The 24,965-nt window shown below is 54.1% G+C and carries 19 protein-coding genes; 9 read left to right on the plus strand and 10 right to left on the minus strand.

Features of this window, described 5'->3' with window-relative positions; genetic code table 11:
• Nucleotide 1 precedes the first annotated feature (1 nt).
• A complete protein-coding gene (uxuA, locus tag V3851_RS13180) occupies nt 2-1,078 on the minus strand; it encodes a mannonate dehydratase (protein WP_331846999.1) in 1,077 nt (358 codons plus the stop codon).
• Between the two features lie 166 nt (nt 1,079-1,244).
• Here uxuA and V3851_RS13185 point away from each other — a divergent pair, with 166 nt between their 5' ends.
• Entirely contained in the window at nt 1,245-1,898 is a 654-nt protein-coding gene (locus V3851_RS13185) for a GntR family transcriptional regulator (protein ID WP_331847000.1), read from the plus strand.
• A gap of 119 nt (nt 1,899-2,017) precedes the next feature.
• On the opposite strand, the gene V3851_RS13190 is transcribed toward V3851_RS13185, so the two are convergent.
• Nucleotides 2,018-5,749 carry a glycosyl hydrolase 115 family protein gene (locus V3851_RS13190; protein WP_331847001.1) on the minus strand — a complete coding sequence of 1,244 codons (3,732 nt, stop codon included), beginning with the start codon at nt 5,747-5,749 and terminating at the stop codon, nt 2,018-2,020.
• Between the two features lie 215 nt (nt 5,750-5,964).
• Here V3851_RS13190 and V3851_RS13195 point away from each other — a divergent pair, with 215 nt between their 5' ends.
• Entirely contained in the window at nt 5,965-7,101 is a 1,137-nt protein-coding gene (locus V3851_RS13195; RefSeq protein ID WP_331847002.1) for a glycosyl hydrolase family 8, read from the plus strand.
• Between the two features lie 70 nt (nt 7,102-7,171).
• On the opposite strand, the gene V3851_RS13200 is transcribed toward V3851_RS13195, so the two are convergent.
• Together V3851_RS13200 and V3851_RS13205 are read right to left on the minus strand one after the other, a co-directional pair.
• Nucleotides 7,172-8,221, minus strand: coding sequence for an anthranilate phosphoribosyltransferase (locus V3851_RS13200; protein WP_331847003.1), 1,050 nt, complete (start codon nt 8,219-8,221; stop codon nt 7,172-7,174).
• A 33-nt stretch (nt 8,222-8,254) separates the two neighbouring features.
• The gene (locus V3851_RS13205) at nt 8,255-8,860 is read right to left on the minus strand and encodes an ANTAR domain-containing response regulator (RefSeq protein WP_331847004.1); all 606 of its coding nucleotides are present in this window, start codon (nt 8,858-8,860) and stop codon (nt 8,255-8,257) included.
• Between the two features lie 454 nt (nt 8,861-9,314).
• Here V3851_RS13205 and nirB point away from each other — a divergent pair, with 454 nt between their 5' ends.
• From nirB to cobA, 4 genes are read left to right on the plus strand one after another with little or no spacing between them, the layout of a single operon-like run.
• Nucleotides 9,315-11,750: a nitrite reductase large subunit NirB gene (nirB, locus tag V3851_RS13210; RefSeq protein ID WP_331847005.1), complete on the plus strand. Its 2,436-nt coding sequence runs from the start codon at nt 9,315-9,317 to the stop codon at nt 11,748-11,750.
• 56 nt (nt 11,751-11,806) lie between these two features.
• On the plus strand, nt 11,807-12,124 hold the full coding sequence (nirD, locus tag V3851_RS13215; RefSeq protein WP_331847006.1) for a nitrite reductase small subunit NirD: 318 nt from the start codon (nt 11,807-11,809) through the stop codon (nt 12,122-12,124).
• A gap of 31 nt (nt 12,125-12,155) precedes the next feature.
• A complete protein-coding gene (locus tag V3851_RS13220; RefSeq protein ID WP_331847007.1) occupies nt 12,156-13,055 on the plus strand; it encodes a formate/nitrite transporter family protein in 900 nt (299 codons plus the stop codon).
• A complete protein-coding gene (cobA, locus tag V3851_RS13225; RefSeq protein ID WP_331847008.1) occupies nt 13,052-13,840 on the plus strand; it encodes a uroporphyrinogen-III C-methyltransferase in 789 nt (262 codons plus the stop codon). The genes V3851_RS13220 and cobA overlap by 4 nt, the downstream gene beginning before the upstream one ends.
• 119 nt (nt 13,841-13,959) lie before the next feature.
• On the opposite strand, the gene V3851_RS13230 is transcribed toward cobA, so the two are convergent.
• The 5 genes from V3851_RS13230 to V3851_RS13250 form a co-directional block, all read right to left on the minus strand.
• Nucleotides 13,960-14,268 carry a hypothetical protein gene (locus tag V3851_RS13230; RefSeq protein ID WP_331847009.1) on the minus strand — a complete coding sequence of 103 codons (309 nt, stop codon included), beginning with the start codon at nt 14,266-14,268 and terminating at the stop codon, nt 13,960-13,962.
• Between the two features lie 274 nt (nt 14,269-14,542).
• Nucleotides 14,543-15,943 carry a helix-turn-helix transcriptional regulator gene (locus V3851_RS13235; RefSeq protein ID WP_331847010.1) on the minus strand — a complete coding sequence of 467 codons (1,401 nt, stop codon included), beginning with the start codon at nt 15,941-15,943 and terminating at the stop codon, nt 14,543-14,545.
• A gap of 207 nt (nt 15,944-16,150) precedes the next feature.
• Nucleotides 16,151-16,981 carry a carbohydrate ABC transporter permease gene (locus V3851_RS13240; protein WP_331847011.1) on the minus strand — a complete coding sequence of 277 codons (831 nt, stop codon included), beginning with the start codon at nt 16,979-16,981 and terminating at the stop codon, nt 16,151-16,153.
• On the minus strand, nt 16,981-17,853 hold the full coding sequence (locus tag V3851_RS13245) for a carbohydrate ABC transporter permease (protein WP_331847012.1): 873 nt from the start codon (nt 17,851-17,853) through the stop codon (nt 16,981-16,983). The genes V3851_RS13240 and V3851_RS13245 overlap by 1 nt, the downstream gene beginning before the upstream one ends.
• A gap of 74 nt (nt 17,854-17,927) precedes the next feature.
• Nucleotides 17,928-19,256, minus strand: coding sequence for an ABC transporter substrate-binding protein (locus V3851_RS13250; RefSeq protein WP_331847013.1), 1,329 nt, complete (start codon nt 19,254-19,256; stop codon nt 17,928-17,930).
• Nucleotides 19,257-19,467: 211 nt separating this feature from the next.
• Between V3851_RS13250 and V3851_RS13255 the strand changes: the two genes are divergently transcribed.
• On the plus strand, nt 19,468-21,219 hold the full coding sequence (locus V3851_RS13255; protein ID WP_331847014.1) for a sensor histidine kinase: 1,752 nt from the start codon (nt 19,468-19,470) through the stop codon (nt 21,217-21,219).
• 17 nt (nt 21,220-21,236) lie between these two features.
• The gene (locus V3851_RS13260; protein WP_331847015.1) at nt 21,237-22,775 is read left to right on the plus strand and encodes a response regulator transcription factor; all 1,539 of its coding nucleotides are present in this window, start codon (nt 21,237-21,239) and stop codon (nt 22,773-22,775) included.
• A gap of 34 nt (nt 22,776-22,809) precedes the next feature.
• Here the strand turns inward: V3851_RS13260 and V3851_RS13265 are convergent, their stop codons facing one another.
• The gene (locus V3851_RS13265) at nt 22,810-23,832 is read right to left on the minus strand and encodes an LLM class flavin-dependent oxidoreductase (RefSeq protein ID WP_331847016.1); all 1,023 of its coding nucleotides are present in this window, start codon (nt 23,830-23,832) and stop codon (nt 22,810-22,812) included.
• 225 nt (nt 23,833-24,057) lie between these two features.
• Between V3851_RS13265 and V3851_RS13270 the strand changes: the two genes are divergently transcribed.
• Complete coding sequence (locus tag V3851_RS13270; protein ID WP_331847017.1) at nt 24,058-24,894, plus strand: methyl-accepting chemotaxis protein; 837 nt, start codon at nt 24,058-24,060, stop codon at nt 24,892-24,894.
• The last annotated feature ends 71 nt before the right edge of the window (nt 24,895-24,965 follow it).

Consider the following 24,965-nt stretch of genomic DNA (forward strand, 5'->3'; position numbering starts at 1 on the left):
GTTACTTCACTCCTTTGGCATGATCCAGACTGTCCCAAACGCCAAGCAAATACATAATCCCCATCGCGCGGTCATACAAGCCGTATCCCGGACGGCAGTTCTTCTCCTCGCCCCACAGATGTCTGCCGTGGTCCGGACGAACATAACCCGTGTATCCGTTCTCATGGTATGCTTTGACCACTTCCGCCACGTCTACGCTGCCGTCTTTGCCGCGATGGGACACCTCGATGAAATCGCCGTTATCGAATACTTTGACATTACGGATATGAGCGAAATAAATGCGGTCATGGAACTCCCGGATCATCGCCGGCAAATCGTTCTCCGGGTTCGTTCCCAGCGAACCCGTGCAGAAAGTCAAACCGTTATACGGGCTGTCTACCATGTCGAGAAAGCGGCGGATGGTATCCCGGCTGCGGATAATCCGCGGCAGCCCGAAGATCGGCCATGCCGGGTCGTCGGGATGGATGGCCATCTTGATGTCCACTTCCTCACACACCGGAATAATGCGTTCAAGGAAATACTTCAGATTTTCAAACAGCTTCTCTTCCGTCACATCGGCGTAAGCGGCAAACAGTTCATCCAGCTTGGCCAGCCGCTCGGGTTCCCAACCGGGCATCGTGAACTTGCCGGCACCTTTGAGGATCCGGTCAACCATGGCGCGCGGGTCGTCGGTAATGGCAGCCTTTTCATAAAAGAGGGCGTTGGAACCGTCGGGCAATTCCATGTACAGATCCGTCCGGGTCCAGTCAAACACGGGCATAAAATTATAGCAAATCACCTTCACGCCCACTTGGGCCAATTTGCGAATCGTATCGATATAAATATCAATGTATTTGTCGCGGGTCGGCAGGCCGATTTTGATATCGTCATGAACGTTAACGCTTTCCACAACGGCAGGGCTGAACCCCTTGCTTGTAATCTGGTTCGCAACCTCCTGAATCCGTTCCATTTCCCAAACCTCGCCGGCCACTTTGTCATGCAATGACCAGACAATCCCCATCACCCCCGGGATTTGCCGGATATGATCCAGCGTAATGTTGTCATTACCTTCGCCATACCATCTCCAAGTCATATTCATCGTCGAACCCTCCCGAAATATTTAATACGCTTACAATCAATCTTGTATACAAGATTTTTCTTGATAATAAAGTAACATAAATGGATTTGTCAATCATTTTTCTCTAGTCATAACCAGTTGTTGTATACTAGTATAAGATTAATACAGAAACGAAAGTAGGAACGAGATGTATACGAAGGAACAAATCATGGATCTGCTGAAAAAAGATATCCTGTCCCTCAAATGGAAGCCGGGCACCATCTTGAGCGAAACGGCCCTGTCCGAACGGTTTCAGCTCTCGAGAACTCCTTTGCGCGATGTGCTGAAACAGCTTTCGCTGGCGTCTTATATCGATATCTACCCCAAGAAAGGAAACATCGTTTCCTACATTGACCTGGATTCCGTGGAGCAAATCATCTATTTGAGGAGCGCCCTGGAGAAAGAAATATTGAAGGACCTTTCCGCACAGCTAGCTTTAAAAGACTTGCATGAACTGAAGGATATTCTGGACCGGCAGAAGGCGGCGATCCAGGGAGAAGACGCCGCGGATGAGTTTCTGTGTCTGGACGATCTGTTCCACCAAATGATGTACATATTGGCGGGGCGCGAGTTCCTGTGGGATCTGATTCAGCAATCGAATGTCCACTACCTCAGATACCGCAAGCTTCATATGCAGAAGATAGGGAAGCTCGAGGAAATTTGGCGGGAGCACCAACTGATGCTTGAATACATGGTGAATCAGGACACGGCAAAAATTGATGAATTGGTGCACCACCACTTAAGAGACGATATGAATTCGCTGGAATTTATAAATAAATTTTCGGAGTACATCAAGAAGTAGGGTGATCTATCGCCCGGTTCGATATGGAAGAATGCGAATATACCGCCCCCCGGTGTCTCAAAATGAGATCGTCGGAGGGCGGTTTGTCTTCAGCTTCAGGTTAGGTCATTACAAATGCCTTATATGATCCAGTTCGACCAGTACTCGCGAGTATGACCGTCATAGGACAGAGCGAGCTTCAGCCTGTACGCCCGGCGCATGCTTGGCGCAGCCGCATCGCCCGGGGCGCTGCCGTCGCCGAAGCAGACGCGCTGTACCTCGTCCCCGCCGCGCGGGACGATCCCGCTTAGGGCGGCGCTGCCGAGCAGCCGCCCTAAGCCATCGCCGTCTCCCGCATACAGGGAGACGGTCAGGGCATAGCGGCACGCGGCAACGGTGCCGCCAAGCAGTCCGATCTGCGCGGTGAGCGGCAGATCGGACCCCAGGCTGCGCCGCAGGGACGGCCGGACGGCGAGCCGGTCCGGCCTTGTCAGCGCAAGGCGCAGCTCCTGCTGCACGCTGCGGCAGCCTTCGGCGGCCAGCCGCAGCGTGTGCCTTCCGGCGGAGAGCGGCACGCCCTCCGCCACGTACCGAAGCGAGCCGTGCTCGGCTTCGGCATGACGCAGGCGCAGCGGGCCGGTCAGGTCCCGCTCGCCGGAGAAGACCCGGAGCAGCGGGCTGTCTCCGGGCTTAACGATGGCGGCCAGCTCGAGCGTGTAGAGTCCGCCGGTGCGGACGAACACGTCGAACGGCTCGCCCGCCGCCCCTGGCCCGGAGATAACGCCGGGCACCGGGAACGGGTCGGACGCGGCGTCCGCAACCGCACCTTCCGGTACCGGCGTCTTTGCCGCTTCCGGCGGTCCGATGCGGAAGCTCTCCGGCGGTCCGAGCAAGCTCGGCTTTACCCCGCCGAAGTCGATCACGATCTTCTGCAATACAGCGGTCGGATCGACCATCCAGATCCGCAGCGTGTGCACCCCCGGATGATCTACCTCCAGCGCAGCCGCGGCGGTCCGGGTATTATAGACCACGGTTAGCTCCCAATCCTTCTCATGGAAACCGCCATCGGGCGTGTGGATGATCGCATCGGCAATCTCGACCGGCCCGTCGTCCAGCGACACGCCGATCCGTACCCCGCCGCCGGGCACAAAATCCAGCGACGGCGCCAGATACAGCTTAACGGCGGCGACCCCTGAACTGGAGAGATATACCGGGTACTCCAGACTCGGCGAGCAGGAGAGGTCCGGCTGCGGCGCGCTCGGCACAGTGACCGGGAACACGGCCATTGAGGACAGGGTCCGGCCGTAGCCGTCGATCCGTTCCCATGCCGCGCCGTTAGCGCTGGCCTGCATTACTTGATAATGCTCCGCCTCGATCGACACGACGCCGCCGATTTCCACATGGCCCGTAAAGTCGGCGGGCCACGAAGAAGCCGGGCGATAGACGGGCACCTTGATCATGACCTCGGAACCGTCCGGCCCGTGGACCGCAATCCGCCCGACGACGCACGGTCCGACAGTAAACCATTCACGGGTAGAACGTCCCTTGTCGTCCTGCCTGTCAAAATGCTGCAGCCCTTTGGATACCTCCCAATCGGGCTTCCCATCAGCGTCGGTCAGTCCCGGACGGTTCCGTCTTTCTACAGTCAATTGTTCACCGTTTGCCGTATCGCATTCCGGCACGGCGGCCCAGTCGATCTCCACCTCAATCCGCCGCTGCCGGACAACCGTGCCCTCCGCAGCGGAAAGCTTGATCCAGGGGACATCCGCCTCGACCTTAAATTCGAAAGGCTGCGTCCGCTTATTGAACACTTCAATATATCGCGTCCCGCGATTGAATGCATCTAGAAGCGGAAGCGTGCACTCGGTGGCGGCCCCCGGCCATACTTCCTCCGAGCCTTCCACGGCCACACCCATTTCCGCGCCTTCCGGTTCAGGAACCAGGCCCGTTTCCGGCATCACATTTTCCGGCGGTTGATTCCAATAGGTGTAACCGATATGCGTCTGGTCCATCATATGGTTCCATTTGCCCTCAGCCAGCAGCTTGTTGTAGTGAAGCGTCAACTCGCGGTCGGCTTCAAACAGCAGCCTGGCCTCCCGCGCCTCCACATTCGCCATCGTTCTTCCCTGGCCGGCATACAGCCGGCTGCGGGCCGCCCGCAAATGCAGTTCCAGCACTTGCACCGATCCCTGAACCGGGTACAGAACCAGTTGGAAGAAGGCGTCGCGCATCGCCTCCGGCAATTCCTCATACAGCTGCTGTGCCTTGCGTACCGCATGCTTCAGCTCGGTAATCGCCGTCTCGGCCTCCCGGTAATCGGTTAGACTGTACAATGCCGCCGAGTTCAGCAGCTCCGGCTTGATTCGTCCGTTATATTTGGTATACACGCCGATCAGCTCGGCGACAGCCTCTGCCTGGGACGCTCCGAATTGCCGCTCTGCCCACCAGACGGAGTACTCCCGGGCATTCTCTCTGCTGAAATCCGAAATGTTCCAGGCGAGCCGCAGGAAATATTCAAGTGGGAACTCCATCGGCTTCAAATCGCCGACATTGAGAATCCAAATGCGGTCCGCGCCGTATTCATAAGCTTTGTTCATCTGCTCCCAGATTTTTGGAACCGGCACTGTATTGATCCATTTGTAGGAACGGGGGCCGCCGACGTAATCAAGATGATAATATATTCCCGCTCCCCCGGAACGGCTCCGCTCCTCCTCCGTCGGAACCCGCCGCAGATTGCCGTGATTATCGTCGGACCACAACAGGGTAATATCATCAGGCACCCTCATGCCGTGATCGTAGTAATCCTGCACTTCCTTGTATAGAGCCCACAGCTGCGGCACTTCCGCGGCGGGCTTTCCGGTTTGCTCCGCAATGATGCTGCGCTGATCGGCGACGATCCGTTCGAGCAGGGCGATTTTTTCCGCAAAAGACAGTTCGCCGCCCATTTCCTCATCGCCGTCTCCACGCATGCCGAGCGTGATAATGCCTTCATAGTCACGGCTGCGGCGAATGCCCTCCTCCCAGAAATCATAGAGCACCTTGTCGTTTATGGAATAGTCCCAAGCGCCCTGGCGGTGCTTCTTCCAGTCCCCGTGCGGACGATGCATCGGCTCGTGGTGGGAAGTTCCGATCACGATTCCGTAACGGTCCGCCACCTCGGCATTCAGCGGATCATCCTCGAAGAAGGTGTTGTCCCACATCGCCGGCCATAAAAAGTTTGCCTTCAAGCGCAGCAGCAGTTCGTATACGTTTTCATAAAACTCATGGGTGAAATCGCGATAATTCGAACGGACCCAAGCCATCAGGGAAGGCCCTTCGTCATTGAGGAAGATTCCCCGGTATTTCACCGAAGGCTCGCCTTGAATATAAGTCCCCGGGATTACGTACAAAGCTTCCTTCCGCTGCTGCGGAACGTCCGCCCACCAATACCATGGCGACACGCCGATCGACTCGGACACATCGTAGATACCGAAGATCGTTCCCCGTTTATCGCTGCCGGCGATAACAAGTGCACTATCGACACCTTCCATTGGCTCGGCGACGGTCTGAATCACGAAGGATTCCCATTTCCCCTTTATTTGCCCGGCGCTCAGTCGTCCTTCAGCGATTAACCGGTCAATGAGAGGAGACTGGCCGATCGTTCCGATCAGCACCGCATGCCCGGCCAACCCGGCGGAATCGCCGGACAGACAAGGCCGAACACCGGTAACCCGGCAAATGTCCTTCCGCAGATCGGCGGCCGCCCGCCGTACGCCCTCGAAGTCCTCGTCCGCGACGAACAAATCGGCGACGGCCCCCTCGTGAAACAGGGGGAACAAGAACTCCTGGCTATTTTCATTCGGTACAGTCTGAATATAATTTTGCCTGAACATAACAACCTCCCGAAATGCTCATGATATCTTGAAAAAATTATGTTTCATACTACCACACAAGTATGGCGGCCGGAACGGCATAAGCCAAACATCTGAAATTTGCAGGATAATTCCTTTAAAAGCGACCCTTTGAAACCGCTTTACCGGAGAGGATAATAAAATGGGATAATCATGAATAGGTTTGAAAAAGAAGGAATGGGGAGGATTTTGAAACGATGGCGGATCATGCGGGAGCATTTTATACGGGGGAATATAGAAATTTGCTGGCGGAATTCGGGTATGAAGAGGCGGAGATTCGCGAGCGTCTGGAGCAGGCCTGGCGGGAATTGTTCGAGGGCGGAGAGGAGACGCGAATCTATCATGAGTCCGGCGACGATATGGGATATATGCTCGACACCGGCAACCTCGATGTCCGGACCGAAGGGATGTCCTACGGCATGATGATGGCCGTGCAAATGGACCGGCAGGAGGTGTTCGACCGGCTGTGGAAGTGGACGATGGTGCACATGTACATGACCGAAGGAGTAAATGCCGGATATTTCGCCTGGTCCTGCGCCCCGGACGGCTCGCGGCTGTCGGACGGGCCGGCTCCGGACGGGGAGGAGTATTTTGCGATGGCGCTGCTGTTCGCTTCCCACCGTTGGGGAGACCGGGACGCCCCGTTCAATTACGGAACGTTGGCGCGCGACCTGCTGCGGACCTGTCTTCACAAAGGGGAAGACGGCATCGGCGACCCGATGTGGAATCCGCGCAACAAGCTGATCAAATTCATTCCAAACTGTGAGTTTTCGGACCCGTCCTATCATTTGCCGCATTTTTACGAATTGTTTACGCTGTGGGCCTATCCCGAGGATCGTCCGTTCTGGAAGGAAGCGGCCTCGGCCAGCCGCGAATACTTGAAAGCCGCCTGCCACCCCGAAACCGGACTGGCTCCGGAATATGCCTACTACGACGGTACGCCGAATAATGAGCGGGGGTTCGGGCATTTCTTCAGCGATTCCTACCGGGTGGCCGCCAATTTGGGGCTGGACTGGGAATGGTTCGCGGCGGACCCGTGGGAACGCGGGGCTGCGGACCGGATTCAGGCGTTCTTCGCCGACAAGCAGCCGGAGGACTACCGCAGATACACGATCGGCGGCAAGCCGTTTGAGGAAAAGGCGCTCCATCCCGTCGGGCTGCTGGCGACCAATGCGATGGCTTCGCTGGCGGCGGAAGGGGAGCAGGCCCGGGCGAGCGTGGAGTTGTTCTGGAATACGCCGCTGCGGACGGGCGACCGGCGCTATTACGACAACTGCCTGTATTTCTTCGCGCTCCTGTCCCTAAGTGGGAATTACCGGATTTGGAAGCCTTAATTTCATAGGATTTCAAAAAGAAAGGGCAGACCCGGTTTATTCTTCAAACCGTCTGCCCTCTTTGTATCCTTTATGGATGCTTAACCGTTGCCAAATGGTTCGTGACGACGGCTCTCCACTGGCGGTACGCCTCCCATGGAGCGCCGCTGTCCAGCAGCGATTTGCAAGTATAAATTCCTTCCTCGATCGAATCGGAAAGCCCGACCAGATGAAGGCGCAGTCCGCCGTTCAGCAGAACTTGGTTGATATAGGCGATATGCGCTTCTCCGGTCAATACCGCCTCCGTGATCCGCAGCTGCCCGGCGGCGGTTGTGAGGGGCTCGGGGGCGGAGGCCTCCAGCCCGTACGCCTCGGGGTCGATCACATGCAGCTTGGCCTCCCCGTTCTCGACGAGATAGACCCGGGTGGTCCGGTCGATATAAACGTCCTCCGATCCCTCGACGCCTTGGACGATCAGCGCCCTGCGGTAGTCCAGGCGCTCCAGCAGCTGGGCGGTGCGGTCGAAGATCGTATTATGGTAAACGCCATATACGAGATAAGGAGAGCAGCCGTAATCCGCCAGCTTTTCCACGGTATTGAGAATGGTGCGCAGGCCGATCTCCTCGCGGATTCGCCGCAGTTCCGCCAGCGGCGGGCAGCCTTCTTCGGCGTCGACGAACAGCACGCCGGTTTCGTCGGCGGCCTTCTCCGCCCGGGCGCGGGGCAGGGCGCCGCCTTCCAGGCCCATCTCCGCCAGAACATCCGGCAGGGTCACGCCCCACTTGGGCGGGAGGGGCGCGGTGCCGTGCAGGGTGACCGGCGATCCTGCCGCGGCAAGCACGAAGCTCGTCGCCAAGCCGGTCATAAAGGTCGATTTCCGGCCGTCGTACGGCCCCGCGCAGTCCAGACTGTTCGGCCGGGGCGACCGGAAAGCGTATTTGCGGCACACTTGGATGAAAGCGTGCAGTTCCTCGACGCTTTCCATTTTAAAGCGCTCCGCCAGAAAAAAGGCTCCGATTTGGGCATCGGATGCTTGTTTGCCGAAAATCAGCTCCGCCGCGGCGGTGGCTTCTTCAAAAGTCAGGTCGCGCGCGCCGCGCTTGCCCCGGCCCACTTCCCTCAGAATCTCCGTCATATTCATGTGAATTCCTCCTTGTACCGCACATTTAACGAGCTATGCCTTTAATTGCTGGTGCGCCTTGACGATCGATGTCGCGATATCGACGATTCGCTTCCGTTCATTCATCGCCCGCTTGCGCAGCACGTCGTAAGCCTCAGCCTCGGAAATCCGGTTCAGATCGCATAAAATCCCTTTGGCGAGATCGATCCATTTCCGCTCTTCCAGCCGGGATACGAGCTGGGCCCGTTCATCCAGCCATTGCCGGCGGTCAAAGAAATTCTTGACCCCGAAGTGGAGCGCCCAATGCAGCTCATGGGCCGACATGGAGGGAGTCAGGATCCCGTCGATCGGAATATCTTCTTCGCATGCTTCCAGCGAGGAGGCCGCCGCCCCCGCGCTGCACCACCAGAAAAGCGGCGCGCTTTTCCATTTGGACATACGGCTCACCCATACGGCGATGGCCGGTATCGGCAAATGCAGCACAACCGCATCGGCTTCCTTTATCCTTTGGCCGATCTCCGTAGCCAGACAAGAGGCGAATACCTGATAGCCGTTATTTTTCAGTACGTACTCGGGCTCGGATTTGATCTCCGGAGGAACGAAGTGCGGCAAGTCCGCGATCGGGGAGGCATCTTCACGAATGATCAATAGAAAGCGCATCGGGAGCTACACCCTCCTCTCCAAATATTCTGGTAATAAAACCTGACATGAGTTTTTCGAACAAAAGTGGTTATCTGTATTTTCTCGTGATTTTCAGTAAAAAGCAATATGATTTTCAAGTAAAATAAACGATTAGGGCAGGAAAATGTGATTTTTATCATATAAGTTACTCAAAAGGTTAATAAACATAACATTTAAATATTTATCAATAATTTATGTTATATATATTGACATGGTTAAAATTTTTGGTTATAGTAGCCTCAACAAAACAACAAACACCTGACTGGCAGACACAATGGCGTGTCTGAAGGAAGCGGCAACGGAGCCTGTCTTCGCCTAATAGGGGAATTGCGCATGGAGATACCAGATACATGCCTGTTCCCCGGCGGAGCGGGCTTTTTTTGTTCCTTATTTTGCAAATGGCATGACAAGCTGCGGGAGGAGAGGACCGAATATGGGCGAGAAGAAGAAATTAGTGTTGGTCGGCAACGGAATGGCGGGGGTCCGCACCATCGAGCATGTGCTGAAATTAACGCCGGATGCCTATGAAATTACCGTATTTGGCGCCGAGCCTTATCCGAACTACAACCGGATTATGCTGTCATCGGTACTGGCGGGCGGCTCCGACATGAAGGACATTGTAATTAACGATTGGGGCTGGTACGAGGAGAACCGGATCAAGCTTTATACGGGCGATGCCGTCGTGAAGATCGATGCCGGCAAGCGCAAGGTCGTTTCCAAATCCGGGGTTACGGCCGAGTATGACGCCTTGATTCTGGCGACGGGCTCCAACCCGTTCATCCTTCCGCTGCCCGGCGCGGATAAAGAGGGTGTCATCGGTTTCCGGGATATCAAGGATTGCAATCTGATGATGGAGGCGTCCAAAAAATATAAAAAAGCCGCCGTCATCGGGGGCGGATTGCTCGGCCTCGAGGCGGCGAGAGGGCTGCTTCATCTCGGCATGGACGTTTCGGTCGTCCATCTGAACGCTTATTTAATGGAGCGCCAACTTGATGAACCGGCGGCGAAGATGCTGCAGCGCGAGCTGGAGGCCCAAGGCATGCAATTCCTGATGGAAAAGCAAACGGCCGGCATCCGGGGAAACCGGCGGGTGACCGGGCTGGACTTTGCCGACGGAACGTCCCTGGAGGCGGATCTCGTCGTCATGGCGGTAGGGATCAAGCCGAATGTGGAGCTCGCCAAAGCCTCGGGCCTGAACGTAAACCGTGGGATTGTCGTTGACGATTATTTGGAAACGAGCGTGCCCGGCATTTACGCGGTCGGCGAGTGTGCGGAGCATCGGGGCATCGCCTACGGCCTGGTAGCACCTTTATATGAACAGGGCAGCGTGCTGGCAAAGCGCCTGGCCGGCGTGGAGACCGCCGGATATGCCGGCTCGGTAACATCGACGAAACTGAAGGTGTCGGGGGTCGATGTTTTCTCGGCCGGGTATTTCATGGAGTCTCCGGAAACGCGGTCGCTCAAAATCCAGGACGAACTGGACGGAACGTACAAGAAGATCGTCCTCCAGGGAGACCGGCTGGTCGGTGCCGTCCTGTTCGGCGATACCTCGGACGGAACATCTTTGTTTTCCCTCATTAAGAGCCGGGAGCCGGTTGCGGGCAAAGAGAAGGAGCTCTTGCTCGGCTTCCCGGCCGGATCGTCGGGGGCAAGTTCCCCTGCCGCCAAGCTGGCGGCGATGGCGAACGATGAAATCATCTGCGGCTGCAACGGCGTCAGCAAAGGCGCGATTATAGATGCAATCCACGACGGCTGCAATACAGTCGGTGCGATCAAGGCCTGCACGAAGGCTTCCGGTTCCTGCGGCGGCTGCAAACCGCTGGTGGAAGGCCTTCTGGAACTGTACGGGGACGGATCCGTTGGCGAACCGGTGAAGGAAGGCATCTGCGGATGCACTTCGCTCAGCCGCGATGAGATTGTGGAGAGCATTAAGGCGATGTCCTTAAAGAACGTTAAAGAAGTGATGAATGTACTGGACTGGAGAGAGCCGGAGGGCTGTTCGAAATGCCGCCCGGCCTTGAATTACTATCTTGGCATGCTCTGGCCTGCGGAATACAGGGACGAGAAGGAATCCCGCTTCGCCAACGAGCGTTTTCACGCCAATATTCAGAAGGACGGCACTTACTCGGTCGTACCGCGGATTTACGGCGGCGTAACCTCCCCGGGCGATTTGAAACGGATCGCGGCGGTAGCGGAGAAATACGATGTGCCGATGGTGAAGTTCACCGGCGGCCAGCGGATCGACCTGCTCGGCGTGAAGAAAGAGGATTTGCCGAAGGTATGGGAGGAGCTGGATATGCCTTCCGGTCATGCTTACGGCAAAGCGCTGCGCACGGTCAAGACCTGCGTCGGATCCACCTTCTGCCGGTTCGGCACGCAGGATTCCATTAGCATGGGTATTCGGATGGAGAAGGCGTTCGAGCGGTTGAACACGCCGGGCAAGGTGAAGCTGGCCGTTTCCGGCTGCCCCCGCAACTGCGCGGAAGCGACGATCAAGGATTTCGGCGTCATCGCCATTGACGGCGGCTGGGAGCTGCATGTCGGCGGGAACGGCGGCGTGAAGGTGAGAGCGACCGATTTGCTCTGTACGGTTAAGACCGAGGATGAGGTGATGGAATGGTCGGCCGCCTTCCTGCAATATTACCGCGAGCAGGCAAGCTGGAACGAACGGACCGCTCAATGGATAGAACGCGTCGGTCTTGACTCGATAAAGGCGGTGCTGAATAATGCCGAGGAACGGCGGGCCCTGGCCGGGCGGATTGATGAGGCGCTTGCCGGGACGACCGACCCATGGAAAGAGATCATTCATAATGAAGAATTGCGCAAAAATTTCGAGCCTTTATCCAGCGCTCAGCCGGTGAACGGATAATAGCGGGAGGCGGGCCAACGATTGAAACGGATTATATTTTATCGGGGGGAACGGCGATGTTGACAAAAATCAAGGTGGCTCATGTGCGGGAGATCGACGCGCTAGGGGCGCGAACATTTACGATCGGGGATAAGGAAATCGCCATATTCCGGCTTAGCGACGGCAGTGTCCGGGCGATCGAAAACCGTTGTCCCCATAAGAACGGGCGGCTGTCGGAGGGGATGGTGTGCGGCTCGAATGTGCACTGTCCGCTTCACGATTGGAGGATCGATCTCCGCACCGGGCTTGTGCAGGAGCCGGATCACGGGGCCGTTACGGTGTACGAGACGGAAGTGGATGCCGCCAGCGGCTCCATCTATATCACGATTGAATAAATAGATAGAAAAGAAGGAGCGGATGAGACCGATGGATTATGTAAAACCTGCTGAAGTGCTCGATTCGATGATCGAAACGGGAACGAACAAGGCCCGTTTGACGACGATGCAAATGCTGCTTAAAGGCTGCTTGGCCGGTGCGATTCTGGCCTGCGCCACCACGCTGGCGTTTACCGCCACGGCGCAAACCTCACTCGGGATCGTGGGGGCGCTGATCTTCCCCGTCGGTTTCGTCATCATTATCCTGCTTGGACTGGAGCTGGTGACCGGCAGCTTTGCGCTGATTCCGCTCGCCGTGCTGGAACGCAAAGCCCCGCTGTCCCGGATGCTGGCCAATTTCGGCTGGGTCATTCTCGGCCATGTGATCGGATGCCTGATCTATGCGGCCTTATACGGGTTGACCATCACCAAAATGGGCACGGATATGAGTAGTCCGCTTATTCAGACGCTGATTCAGACGAGCGAAGCCAAGACGATCGGCTACAAAAGCATGGGCACAGCCGGTATGGGCCTGGTATTCATCAAAGCGATCCTGTGTAACTGGATGGTGACTTTAGGCGCGGTCATGGCGCTCACCTCACGCTCCACTTCGGGGAAAATCGTTGCGATGTGGCTGCCGATTCTGATCTTTTTCGGCCAGGGGTTTGAGCATGCCGTCGTCAATATGTTTGTCATTCCCGCCGGTATGATGCTGGGGGCGAATGTCAGCATTGCGGACTGGTGGTTATGGAATCAACTCCCCGTGCTGATCGGGAATTTCGTCGGCGGTGTGTTGTTCACGGGATTGGCATTATACTATTCGCAGAAAAAGAAGGCCTCCGCAGGAGTTGGAGCCGGGGCCGGGCGAATCGCCGAAGCCTCGATCTCCTCGGATGCACAGGACGGCCGCCTGATCCCGGCGAGCGCTGCGGGAGCGGGTGAACGGCCATGACCCGGCCGGGCTTCGTCAGTCTGGTCGGCGCCGGTCCCGGCGACCCGGAGCTGATCACGGTGAAAGCGGTGAAGGCGATCTCCGCGGCGGAGGTCATCCTGTATGACCGCCTGGTCGCCGAGGAGCTGCTGTCCTATGCCGATCCCCGGGCGGAATTGATCTACTGCGGCAAAACCCCGGGTCATCATGCGATGACCCAGGAGATGATTCAGCGCCGCCTGGTCGAATGCGCGCTGGAGGGGAAAAGGGTCGTCCGCCTGAAGGGCGGTGACCCGTTCGTGTTCGGGCGCGGCGGCGAAGAGGCGCTGGCGCTGGCCGCCCGCGGGATCGCGTACGAGGTGATCCCTGGCATCACCTCGGCGATCGGCGCGGCCGCCGCGAGCGGCATCCCGCTGACCCAGCGGGGCGTGGCGGCCTCCTTCGCCTGCGTGACCGGCAGCCGCGGCGCCGGTCACGGGGAAGAGGCGGCCGGTGGACCGCCCGTCCGCTGGGATCTGCTGGCCCACAGCGTCGACACGCTGGTGATCTATATGGGCGTGGGCCAGCTCAAGGAAATCCGCGGCGAGCTGCTGCGGCACGGCAAAGCCGGGTCGACGCCGGTGGCGCTGATCGAAGGCGGTACGACCCGCCGTCAGCGCACATTCACCGGCACGCTCGCGGAGATGCACAAGCTCGCCGCCGCCGTGCAGCTCAGCAACCCGGCGCTGATCGTGGTCGGCGAAGCCGTCGCGGTCCGCGAGCAGCTTCACCAGTTGGAGGTGCAGGCGGCGGAGATGATCGGGTGAGGCAGAGTTAAATAGTATAAGTAAAAAAGACACTGGGACCATTCCCGGCGTCTTTTTGCTGTATAAGGAGTGGGGGGAAGGGAGCGCTTTATGTTCCACATTCTATAAAAAAGGCCCGCTCACTTTGAGCGAACCTTCATGCCTGTTAATCGTTCAAATTCCTCGTTAGCTTCTGTCCTGCGTTTATCGTAAGCCTCTTGCCCTATCTCTTTGATTAAATCGGATTGAATTCTCTTCATATCCTGATCAATTAAACACCGTATGTCATGTGATGGCGGAACGATCATAACTCCATGATTAGAAGACGGATTCGTTTTATTGATTTTTCTTTTTGTTGTGTAGGTAGCTGCGGCCCCCGAAATCCGAGTAGGCAGGCCAGAAGATGATGAAGCCAGATTTTTGAAAGGCTTAAGATTCTGTTTTTCCATAATATCATCTCCCTATGATTCACCGTTTCGATGTCTAAGCTGCCACTGCGGTATACAGAACCTCCATAGAAATTAATCTTAATGCTGGTCAATCGTAAACTGATTCTATCCAAAGTAAGAACCACCGGAAATAGGTAAAATCTAGCCCTAATCCCGGTGGTTCTTTTTTAAAAAATAACGGCTATGTATCTCTAATTAATCTCCATGCGATACTGAAAGAAGTTGGATAAGCTGCGGAATCTGAATCAGGACAGGAAGAGTTAGCGCAAACAGGCTAGCTGCTAAATACTGAATCTTTCTTCTTCTTTTCATTATTATACACCTCATTAACCAAATTTTGGTAGGAATTTATGGTTTCTGAAGATGCTAAATGCCGGAAGTGTTCAAACAATCCTACCGTCTTTAGTATACTGCTTCTCTTATTGATTTTTAAAGAGAATTCTAGACATATGAGTAAATATTTAAATCCAACAGGATAAATATATCGATGCAAGTAGTAATAAGCTAAATCGTGTAAAAAGTCAGCAAAGGCGTTGGACATTACCAGGTTAGAATATACACTGATTAGACGTTGAACCTGAAGATAGTCCGTGATATGCGATTCGAACTTTAAAATAATATCGTCCACATTAATATTATATATGTTTGCCGCCTCCAAAATATTAACTAGGGCTGGCATTATTTCATCTTCTAACGATTCGACGAAATCAACATAATCATAAAGAACGCTTGTATCACCAGAAAGTAATTTGTAGGCGTATATATTTGCCTGGGCCCATTGCTTATATTTATTGATCCAATAGATCGTTTCTGGGTCTGATTCTTTTACCCAACTCAAGTCTAAATAAGCATTTACATATTGTAGCGCCAACTCATAATTGCCCCGGATTTCATAAACAGTAGCACGAAGTAAGAAGGCACTTGCTATATAAGTGAACAACGGCCTTTTCGTTTTTTTCTGGGATTTTCTTTCCCTTCCTCCTGAACTTTGCGCCAACTGATATTGAATCTTTCCGATATACTCTAGCTTTTTTGCCAATTCCTCGACCTTGTCCCACCTATACAATGACCGATAAGTATTGATCACATCTTTTAGCGCATCCAACTGATCGATCTCATCCAGCCGATCAACAAAAGGCTCAAACTGAACCGCTGCCCGGTAATTCTGCTCTTGATCATCCCCCAGTCTTATCGAAAATAATCGATACTGACATAGAGCCAATCTTTCCGAATGCTGATGCTTTTCGCCGGAAGCCACACTCTCATAAAGTATAGCCGCGGCGGCATGCTTCCCTTGCTGAAAAAAGTCTTCCGCAGCTTCAAACAGCATCGGGGCATACATGAGATTTTCCATTAACAGATCGACGACCTGCTTGATACAGTCCAGCTTGTCCAGTTCCATACAGCGGTATAGAAACGGCCGGACTCTGCGCCAATCGGGCGCTTTCGTGCTTAGAAAGTCGCGGATATACTGTTCATAAAAATAGCCCTCGGGCAGTTTCATGACAGCGGTAATGCGGTCCAGATGGTCTACGGTGAGCGTCTTGTTGTTGTTGAATATCGAACTCAGGGTGCCCGGGTTAATTTCGGCCAGTTCAGCCAGTCTGCGCAAGTTTAAGTTTTCCTGTGTAATAAAGCTATGTAACTGGTCGAGAATTGGAGTTGTATCCGTCATACAAATCACCTCGACAAATAGTCATACTCGGAATCTACTATGTTCAAAAATTGTAATTATATTACAATATAATCGACTATTGAAAGGTGGTCAATTATTTTTATAACATTATTCGCATAAAAATAGGCGGCAGCCCAAGACCCCGATAAAGAAGTCCCGGTCTGCCGCCATGAAATTGGGGTTACCGATGGTTATGGCAGCAAGGGATTAACCCTTTACTGCGCCGGCCGTGAGGCCGCTGACAATATATTTCTGCCCGAATAAATACAGAATGAATACGGGCAGGGAGGTAAGCACGAGATTGGCGAAGATCAGGTTCCAGTCCCGGCTGTATTTGCCGTAAAAGTTGTAAATCGAAAGCGGCATCGTCCAGGTGGAGCTGTCGGTCAGGAAGTACACCGGAATCGTGATATCGTTCCAGACGGACATGAACACCATGATGGCTACGGTTGCGTTTACGGGCAGGATCAGAGGCGTTACGATCCGGAAAAAGACGCCCAATGCGCTCGCTCCCTCCAGGAAGGCCACTTCGTCCAGCGCTTTCGGGATCGTTTTGATGAATCCGCTATACAGAAAGACACTGAAAGCCGTGTTGAGCGCGGCATAGATCAGAATAACGCTCGAAATGCTGCCGTAGAAGCCCATCCATTGGACCACCCGGATTGTCGTGATCGTCGACATCGGGGCGATCAATCCCATAAAGAAGAACATGTACAGGAAGTTCGCGAACTTCGTTTCCCGGCGTGCCAGGACGAATGAGGCGGCGGAAGAAGCAATAATGTTGATGACGCATGAAATTACCGTAATCATGACGCTGTTTATGAAGGCTCTGGAGAGCCCTCCTTCCTCAAATACCCGTGCGTAGTTTGCGAACTGCCACTTTTCCGGGAGGGCAAGGGAGAAGCTGAGTACTTCAGCGCTCGTTTTAAACGAGCCGAAAATCAAAATCAGCAACGGCAAAATTACAATCAGCGAGGCAAGGATCAGGATACCTTCCACGATGTAGTTACGGATCGCCAGTTTACGTGTGTATCCCATTATTCTGCAACCTCCTTACGCCGCATGAAAATAAGTAGCGGGATGGCGATAATCGTCACGACCACGAACAGCAGCGTGTTGACCGCGGTCCCGAGACCCCAGCTGCCTTCGCCGAAGGCCCGCATCACAATCGTGCCGACAACCTGCGAGGCGTTCCCCGGGCCGCCGCCCGTCATGACATACACTTCCGAGAACACCTTGAGCCCGCCGATCAGCGTCAGCATCAGGTTGATATTGATCGACGGCAGCAGGAGCGGCAGCGTAATCTTGAAGAAGCTCTTCCAGGAGCTGGCTCCGTCGATCTTGGCCGCTTCGTAATATTCCGGAGAAATCGACTGGAGACCGGCCAAATAAATCGCCATCTGGAATCCGGCGCTCTGCCAAATCGATACCCCGGCGATGGTCCAGATCACGAGCGACGGATTGGTGAGCCAAGCCTGACTGAGCGAATGCAATCCTATCGCTTCAAACATTTGATTGATGGTGCCTTCGGTGCGCAGCATCGGGGTAAACAGGATGCTGATGACCAGAATGCTGAGGATGGAAGGCGAATAGAAAATCGCACGCAGCAGGTTCTTCGTCTTCAATCTCATGTTTAAAGCGACAGCGAGTAAAATACCGACAAGGTTTTTGCCGACCACGGTGGCAACCGCGAAGATCAGCGTATTTTTGAGCGCCAGAGACAGCGTCTTATCGGAAAAGATTCTGGTGAAGTTCTCCCAGCCGACAAAATGGATCTCGAGGCGGTCCAGACGCCAATCGGTAAAGGAATAGTAGAAGCCTATAACCGCAGGGACGACGAAAAAGATAGAATAAATCAATATAGCCGGTAAAGTCAGGTAATACGAGTATAGGTTCTTCATCGTTTTCATGTTCTCACACCCCATTATAGCCTTGGGCAGCATAAAATCCGGAGACTTTATGCTGCCTGTCTGTTCTGTCTATCTTAGAAACCCTCTACTCCCTTATCTTTCATGAGTTGAGCGAACTTCTCATCCCAAGCTTTAAGTAATTCTTCCGGTGTCACGCCGCCCGCGAATTGATCCTGCAGCAATCTGTACAGTTCAGTCCGGTCAACCAGCATGTAAGCGTCTGTGGTGAATACGGTTTTCTTCGGCGTAATGTAGTTGTCTACAATATCTTGTTTGTATTCCGGCAGTTCCGGGGTAGTTACGTCGCTCAAGTTGGATACGTATCCTTTTGAATCAACAATCTTCTGAGCAACTTCCTTCGAGGCCATAAAGTTCAGGAACTCTTTGGCTTCCGCCAAATGCGGAGCTTTCTTCGGAATGAACAATTGTCCGCCGAGCGGGCTTGCGCCGAGGCTTGGGTTATCCAAAGCCGGAATCGGGAATACGCCGAGTCTCATGCTAGGATCTTGCTGGGCAACGCCTTCGATCAGCCAGTCGCCCATGAACATCATGGCCACTTCCTTGTTCAGGAATTTGCCGACCGCCATGTCGTAGCTGTCGCTAAGCACGTCGACGTTGGTGTAGCCTTTTTTATACACTTCATATTGCTGTTCCAGGAATGTTTTGAATTCCGGAATGTCGGACCATTTGCGCTTGTTGCTGTTCAGATCGTCGAAGAAGGTTGGATCATTCTTGGCCACGAAGTCGGCGAATGCTGCAGCCGGCCAAATGTTTGCGGCCCAGTTGTCTTTGTAAGGCATAAACACCGGCGTGATTCCGGCCGCTTTGATCTTTTCGCAAACGGCCAGGAATTCTTCGAAGTTTGTAGGGATCGACAGGCCGAGATCTTCAAACATTTGCTTGTTGTATACGACCCCTTGCATGCCGGTATCCTGGCTGACATGGAAGCTGTAAATATGTCCGCTGGCCGAAAGAACATCCTTGTTCACGATTCGGCTGGCCCAAGGCTCGTTGTCGAGAATTTCAAAGTTGCGTTCCAGGTTGAGGTCGGTCGTGGCGCTGGCCAGGTTATATTGGATAATGTCCGGCGTCTCTTCGACGGCCAATTTGGTTTGCAGCACCGTTGTCGTTTGCTCGGCCGGGATCAATTGCAGATTGACGTGAATATTTGTTTTGGCTTCAAATTCATCGAGCAGGTCTTGTTGAATGAAGGCCGAATCCTGCGAGCTTTTGGAAATGGCCAATTCAATGGTTACCTTTTTGCCGCTGGCGCCGCTTCCGCCACCCTCTCCATCGGCTGCTTTATTGGAACCGGAATTTCCGGATCCGCAAGCGGCCAGTGAAACCGACAGCAAACTTGCCATGACCAGGGCGCTGATTTTTTTCGTATTTTTGCTGATCATTGTAATCCCCCCATGATGAAGTTGTCTTGAATCCGTTTACAAACTCATTATAAATTTTGCCGAAATCGAGGTACATGTCTGTGGATGACAGTTCATGTGTAAAATTCTGAACTTGAAACCGTTGTCATTTTGCAAATGTCCATGGTATGGTTAGAGCAATAATACGACAACGAACAGGGATTTTGTCGAGCCAAGGAGGCATAAAGCAGCGATGATGAGAAAATTCAGTCTGCAAACAAAGGTATTTTTGACCTTTGTCGTCCTGCTTCTTTTTGTTCTTGTTTGTTTCATCGTTTTCGTCAATATCATTGCCATCAAGCCGCTTAAGGACAGAACGATCAACGAAACCATGATGACCGCCGACAAAGTAGGCGATCAGATCGATATTTATATCGACGGCCAGAACCAGTTGTCGCAGCGTATTTTGTCCAGTAAGGATATCTTTACGCTGCTTGACAAGGACGTCTCTACAAATAGCTATGCCAGATTGAATCAGGTCCGTGAGCTTAAGGACATTATGTTTCAGGCCATCGGGCCGAGCATGAACATCGAAGACATGGTTATCTACGACAAACAGGGGGATCTTATCGTTTCTTATCTCGGTGACGGCAATAGCAGCAGGGCCACCTCCTTGCACGATTTATTGGCCCATAGCGTTATCGGAAAGAAATGGAGCGGCAGCGGCTTCATTCTCATCCGCCAAGCCGATACGATATCTTTCATCCGTGCGATCAATAATCAGAACGGCAAGGTATTCGGGTATCTCAATATTCAAATGAAACAAGCCTATATCCAAAATCTGACGGAAGGGATCGCGGCAGGCAGGGTGTACATTTTGGACGAGCAGGGCGGCGCTATTTCCAGTTCCTTACCGGAATCCGATCAAGCCGTGCTGAACGAAAGCTTAAGCGGCAACGGCGTCTACGTCGACAAATTTCAGAATTATGTGGCGTATTCCAAGTCCGGCAGCACCGGATGGACGACTTATGTCGTAACCCCGAAGCAGTCCGTGCTCGGTTCGGTCAAATCGGTGCAATACATCTCCATTTTGTTGATTACCGTATTGATGCTATTTTCCTTTGTTTATATTTTCGTTTCGACGCGTAATTTGCTGCTGCCGATCCGCAAGCTCCGCAGTCAGATATGGCGCATCAACTATAGCAATATGAATCTCAAGGTCGACAACCGGCCGCAAAATAACGAACTGATTCTGCTGAACGAAGCTTTCCAGGACCTGATGGAGCGGCTTCAGGAATCGATCGGCCGGGAGAAGATCGCGCTGCACGAAGAGGTGAAGGCGCGCAATTCCGCGCTCCAGGCCCAGATCGCGCCTCATTTTATTCATAATGTGCTGTATCTGATCAGCATCGCCGCCCAAGAGGGGAAAACGGAGGCCGTCTCCGATATGTGCAAGCATCTTTCGGACAGTCTGCGGTATATTGTATCCTCGCCCTATGCGCATGTAACGCTGGCCGATGAATTGGAGCAGACAAGGCACTACTTGTCCCTGGTTCAGCATAAATATGAGGAAGACCTAGAATGGGTAATCGAAGCCGACGAATTGTCCCGGCAAATCCAGCTGCCGCGGCTGGTGATTCAACCGTTCGTGGAAAATTGTATTGAACATGCTTTTGCAAACACGGATCCTCCTTGGCGCATTAAAATTACGGTTAAGCAATTTAACGGATTGTGGGCCGTGGAAATAAAGGATAATGGGGGAGGATTTCCGCCGGAGAAGATCAATGAAATCCTGAATAACATTCATGAATCCGCATCAGGAGCAAATGAGATTCATAATCATCGCTCGTCGATCGGAAATATGGGTATCGTCAACAGTGTGAACCGGCTGAAGCTGATGTATCAAAACAGGCTATTCTTTAATATTTTTAATCATTCGGACGAGGGCGAGGGCACGGGCGCGACGGTGCAAATCATCGGTTCGCTCACGCAGGACTTCTACTGACAGCAGGAGGGGACGCCATGTATAACGTGATGATCGTTGAGGACAGCAAGCCGATTTTGCGAAACATCAAGACGCTGCTGGATTCCATGGACCTGCCGATTCGGATTGCAGCAACGGCGACCAACGGGGAAGAGGCGCTGGACATGCTGCGGAGGCAGCCGATAAACCTGCTGCTTACAGATATCCGGATGCCGAAGATGGACGGGCTAGCGTTGATCGAGCAGGCCAAGCTGATCAGTCCGCAGCTTAAGTTCGTGCTTATTAGCGGTTACAGCGATTTTGAATATACGCGTAAAGCGTTGAACCTGCAGGTGTTTGATTACCTGCTGAAGCCCGTGGACCGCAGCCAACTGGCGGAGGTCATGGATCGGGCCATCGATCAGCTGAACCGGCAAACGCCGAACGATGCCGAATTGCTGCGGGAAATCGTCGATCCCGATTTTTATGCGGAGCAGAGTCTTGGAGAGGAATTTCACCACTATGCAAAAATGATGCTGATTGTCCGCAAGCAGCCTTTTACGGTAGGGCCTTGGAGCCTACAGGAGGTGGAACAACGCCTGGCGGATAGGTTTGCTCCGCACCGCTGCTGGGTGTTTCCGGCGAACAGGCCGGAGCAATTCCTCGCCCTGGTCAACCGGGCGGCGGTTGACTCGTTCTCTTCCTTATATGAATGCCTCGAATCGGTACGGCGGCATCTGCACGCTCACGGCCTCGCCGCCATCGTCGGCGGGCAGCCGCCTTCTCCGGAGTCCGGAAGGCTGCCGGAGATGTACCATCGGCTGTCTGGAATCGTGGATCAACAGCAGCGGATCGCGGAAGGCTTCGCCGTGGTGGATACCGGCGTTCCAACGTCCCGGCCGGAGTCGGCTGGGGGGAGCATAGATGCGTACACGGCAGACACCTTCGCGGAGCTGATCCGCGGGCGCCGGAAGGAGCAGTTTACGCTTAAGCTGACCGAGCATTTGGCCAAGTGGGCCGACGGAAATGTCCGCGTGGCGGAATTGGAGCGGTTTGTCGGACTGGTGGCAGGTACGTTCGCTCAAATGTACGCGGAACGGGGCTCCGACATCCGGCCGGGCCTGGAGGCGAAAGCGAAGGAATTGTTTGAGGAGAAGAGCTATGCCGATTTCAGCCGGGAGCTTCTGGAATGGACGAAGCAGTGCTTCGACATGCTGCACGCGCATAGCCGGAAGAGCGGTGAGGAATTGTTCGGACAGATGGATGAATTCGTCAGGATGAATATGTACTCCCAGCTATCGATCAACGATATCGCGCTTAAGTTTCACGTCAGCCCTTCTTATATCAGCCGGATCATCAAAAGATACACGGAAAGCACGTTTGTCCAATACTATACGGGGCTGAAAATCAAAGAGGCCTGCAGACTGATGGAAAGCAAGCCGGACATGAAATTCAAGGAATTGTCCGATTTATTGTCGTTTAGCGATCAACACTATTTCTCAAAGGTGTTCAAGGAATATACCGGATTTAGCCCGACGGAATATAAAGAGCAGGTACTGGCGAAACGGCCAGAGGCCAATAAAGAAAGCGAGGCTTAACCGCGGATAGAAGGTTAAGCCTCGCTTCTTGTTGTTACATGTTGCCGTGGATTTCGGCCAGCAGCTCATAGGAGCGTAAACGGGCCTGGTGGTCGTAGATTTGCGCGGCGACGATGATTTCATCGGCCCGGGTCTGCTCCAGAATCAGCTCCAGCTGCTTCCGCACCGTGGACGGCGAGCCGATCGCCGAGCAGGTGAACTGGCGGTCGAGCAGCGCCTTCTCCTGCGGCGTCCAATCTAGCTGATCGACCGGCGCGCTGAGCTGGCCCGTGCGGCGTCGGATCAGATTCAGGAACTGCTGCTGCTGCGACGTCGCCAGCTTGCGCGCTTCCTCGTCGCTATCCGCGACGATCACGTTGACGCCGATCATGGCGTACGGCTCCGCGAGCGCTTCCGACGGCTGGAAGCCGCCGCGGTACAGATCGAGCGCCGGGAGCAAATAATCCGGCGCGAAATGGCTGGCGAAGGCGAACGGCAGCCCGAGCGCGGCGGAGAGCTGAGCGCTGAAGCCGCTCGAGCCGAGCAGCCAGATCGGGATGTCCAGGCCTTCGCCCGGGATGGCTCGCACCCGCGGTCCGGCATCGGACGCCGGGTGGAAATAATTCCGGAGCTCGCGCAGCCGCTCCGGGAAATCCTGGCCGTCGCTGCCCGGCCCGCGCCGCAGCGCTTGCGAGGTCAGCGGGTCGGAGCCCGGCGCCCGGCCGAGCCCGAGGTCGATCCGGCCCGGGTACAGCGACTCCAGCGTGCCGAACTGCTCGGCGATGACGAGCGGCGAGTGGTTCGGCAGCATGATGCCGCCGGAGCCGACGCGGATCTTACTCGTGCCGCCGGCGATATGGCCGATTACGACCGAAGTCGCCGAGCTGGCGATGCCCGGCATGCTGTGATGTTCGGCCACCCAGAAGCGGCGGTAGCCCCATTTCTCGGCGTGCCGCGCCAGGTCGAGCGAGTTGCGCAGCGACTCGGCGGCGGTGCTGCCGGCCGTGATCGGAGCGAGATCTAATATGGATACGGGAATATCGGGTAAACGACCATTGCGGTCATTGGATGGATGCATGAAGCAGGTCCCCCTTCGTTTTCGAGATAACAAGCCTCGCTTGCGGTTGAGCGGAGCCTTCCTTTTATTATAACGAATTTAAAATAAAAGGCATAAAAAACCCCCCAACGGATGATCAACCACATAATATTTTAACTTTTATATAATTTTTAAAGTAACTTACCGATATTAAACATAGGGAATTGTCCTTTTTATTCTTACTCTTATAGAAGGAGACATCTATATATGAACATCGTAGAAGCTTTAATCGCAAGCATGCCCTTCGTTAAACAGTTGTTTCGGGAAGAAGTTTCGATTGCCATTATGGACAGAGAGAAAGTGTTATATTGTGCGGACAGCGAAAAGATCAAGCTGGGGCTGCAAGCGGGAGATCCGCTGTTTGAGGAGAACAGAGACTTTAAAGATTTGAAGAACGGGCGGGAGAAGAATACGGCCCGTATCCCGGCCGAACTCTTCGGAATTCCGTTCGATGTCGTTTTTATCCCCGTCAAGGACGAGCATGACGAAGTTGTCGCCATTCTGTCCATTAATTACTCACTGGAAAATCAAACGGCGCTCGAAAAGATGATGTCCGAAACCGACGCGGCCATTTCCGACCTGCTCGGCGGCGTTCAGCAAGTCGCCGCGCATTCGGAAGAGCTGAGCGCCACGGTCATTGATATTCTCGGCAGTTCCAAGCTGGCGGTGGAGAACTCCTCCAATGTTACGAACATTACGCAAATGATCCGGGAAATCTCCGACCAAACGAACCTGCTTGGGCTGAACGCTGCGATCGAGGCCGCGCGCGTGGGGGAAGCCGGTGCCGGCTTTGGAGTTGTCGCCAAGGAAGTGAGAAAATTGTCCGACAACAGCAAGCAGGCGGTCATTCAAATCGAGCAGTCCCTGTCGTCGGTGAAGGATTCGATCGTACAGATGGAATCTGATATCGGCCAAATCGCGGCCGCTTCCGAAGATCAAGCCCAACTGGTCACGCAATTTGTGAACAGCATCGAGCAATTAAAAGAAACGAGCAGCCAGCTCAAAAACTATATTGAGGGCATGCTTTCTTATCAACAGGATTAATCTGCTGTAAGATCAAGATCCGCTTTAGAAACGGCTGATTAAAGCGGCCGTGCGAATATCCAATTCGCACG

It is taken from the genome of Paenibacillus haidiansis (assembly GCF_036553665.1).
GTDB lineage: Bacteria > Bacillota > Bacilli > Paenibacillales > Paenibacillaceae > Fontibacillus > Fontibacillus haidiansis.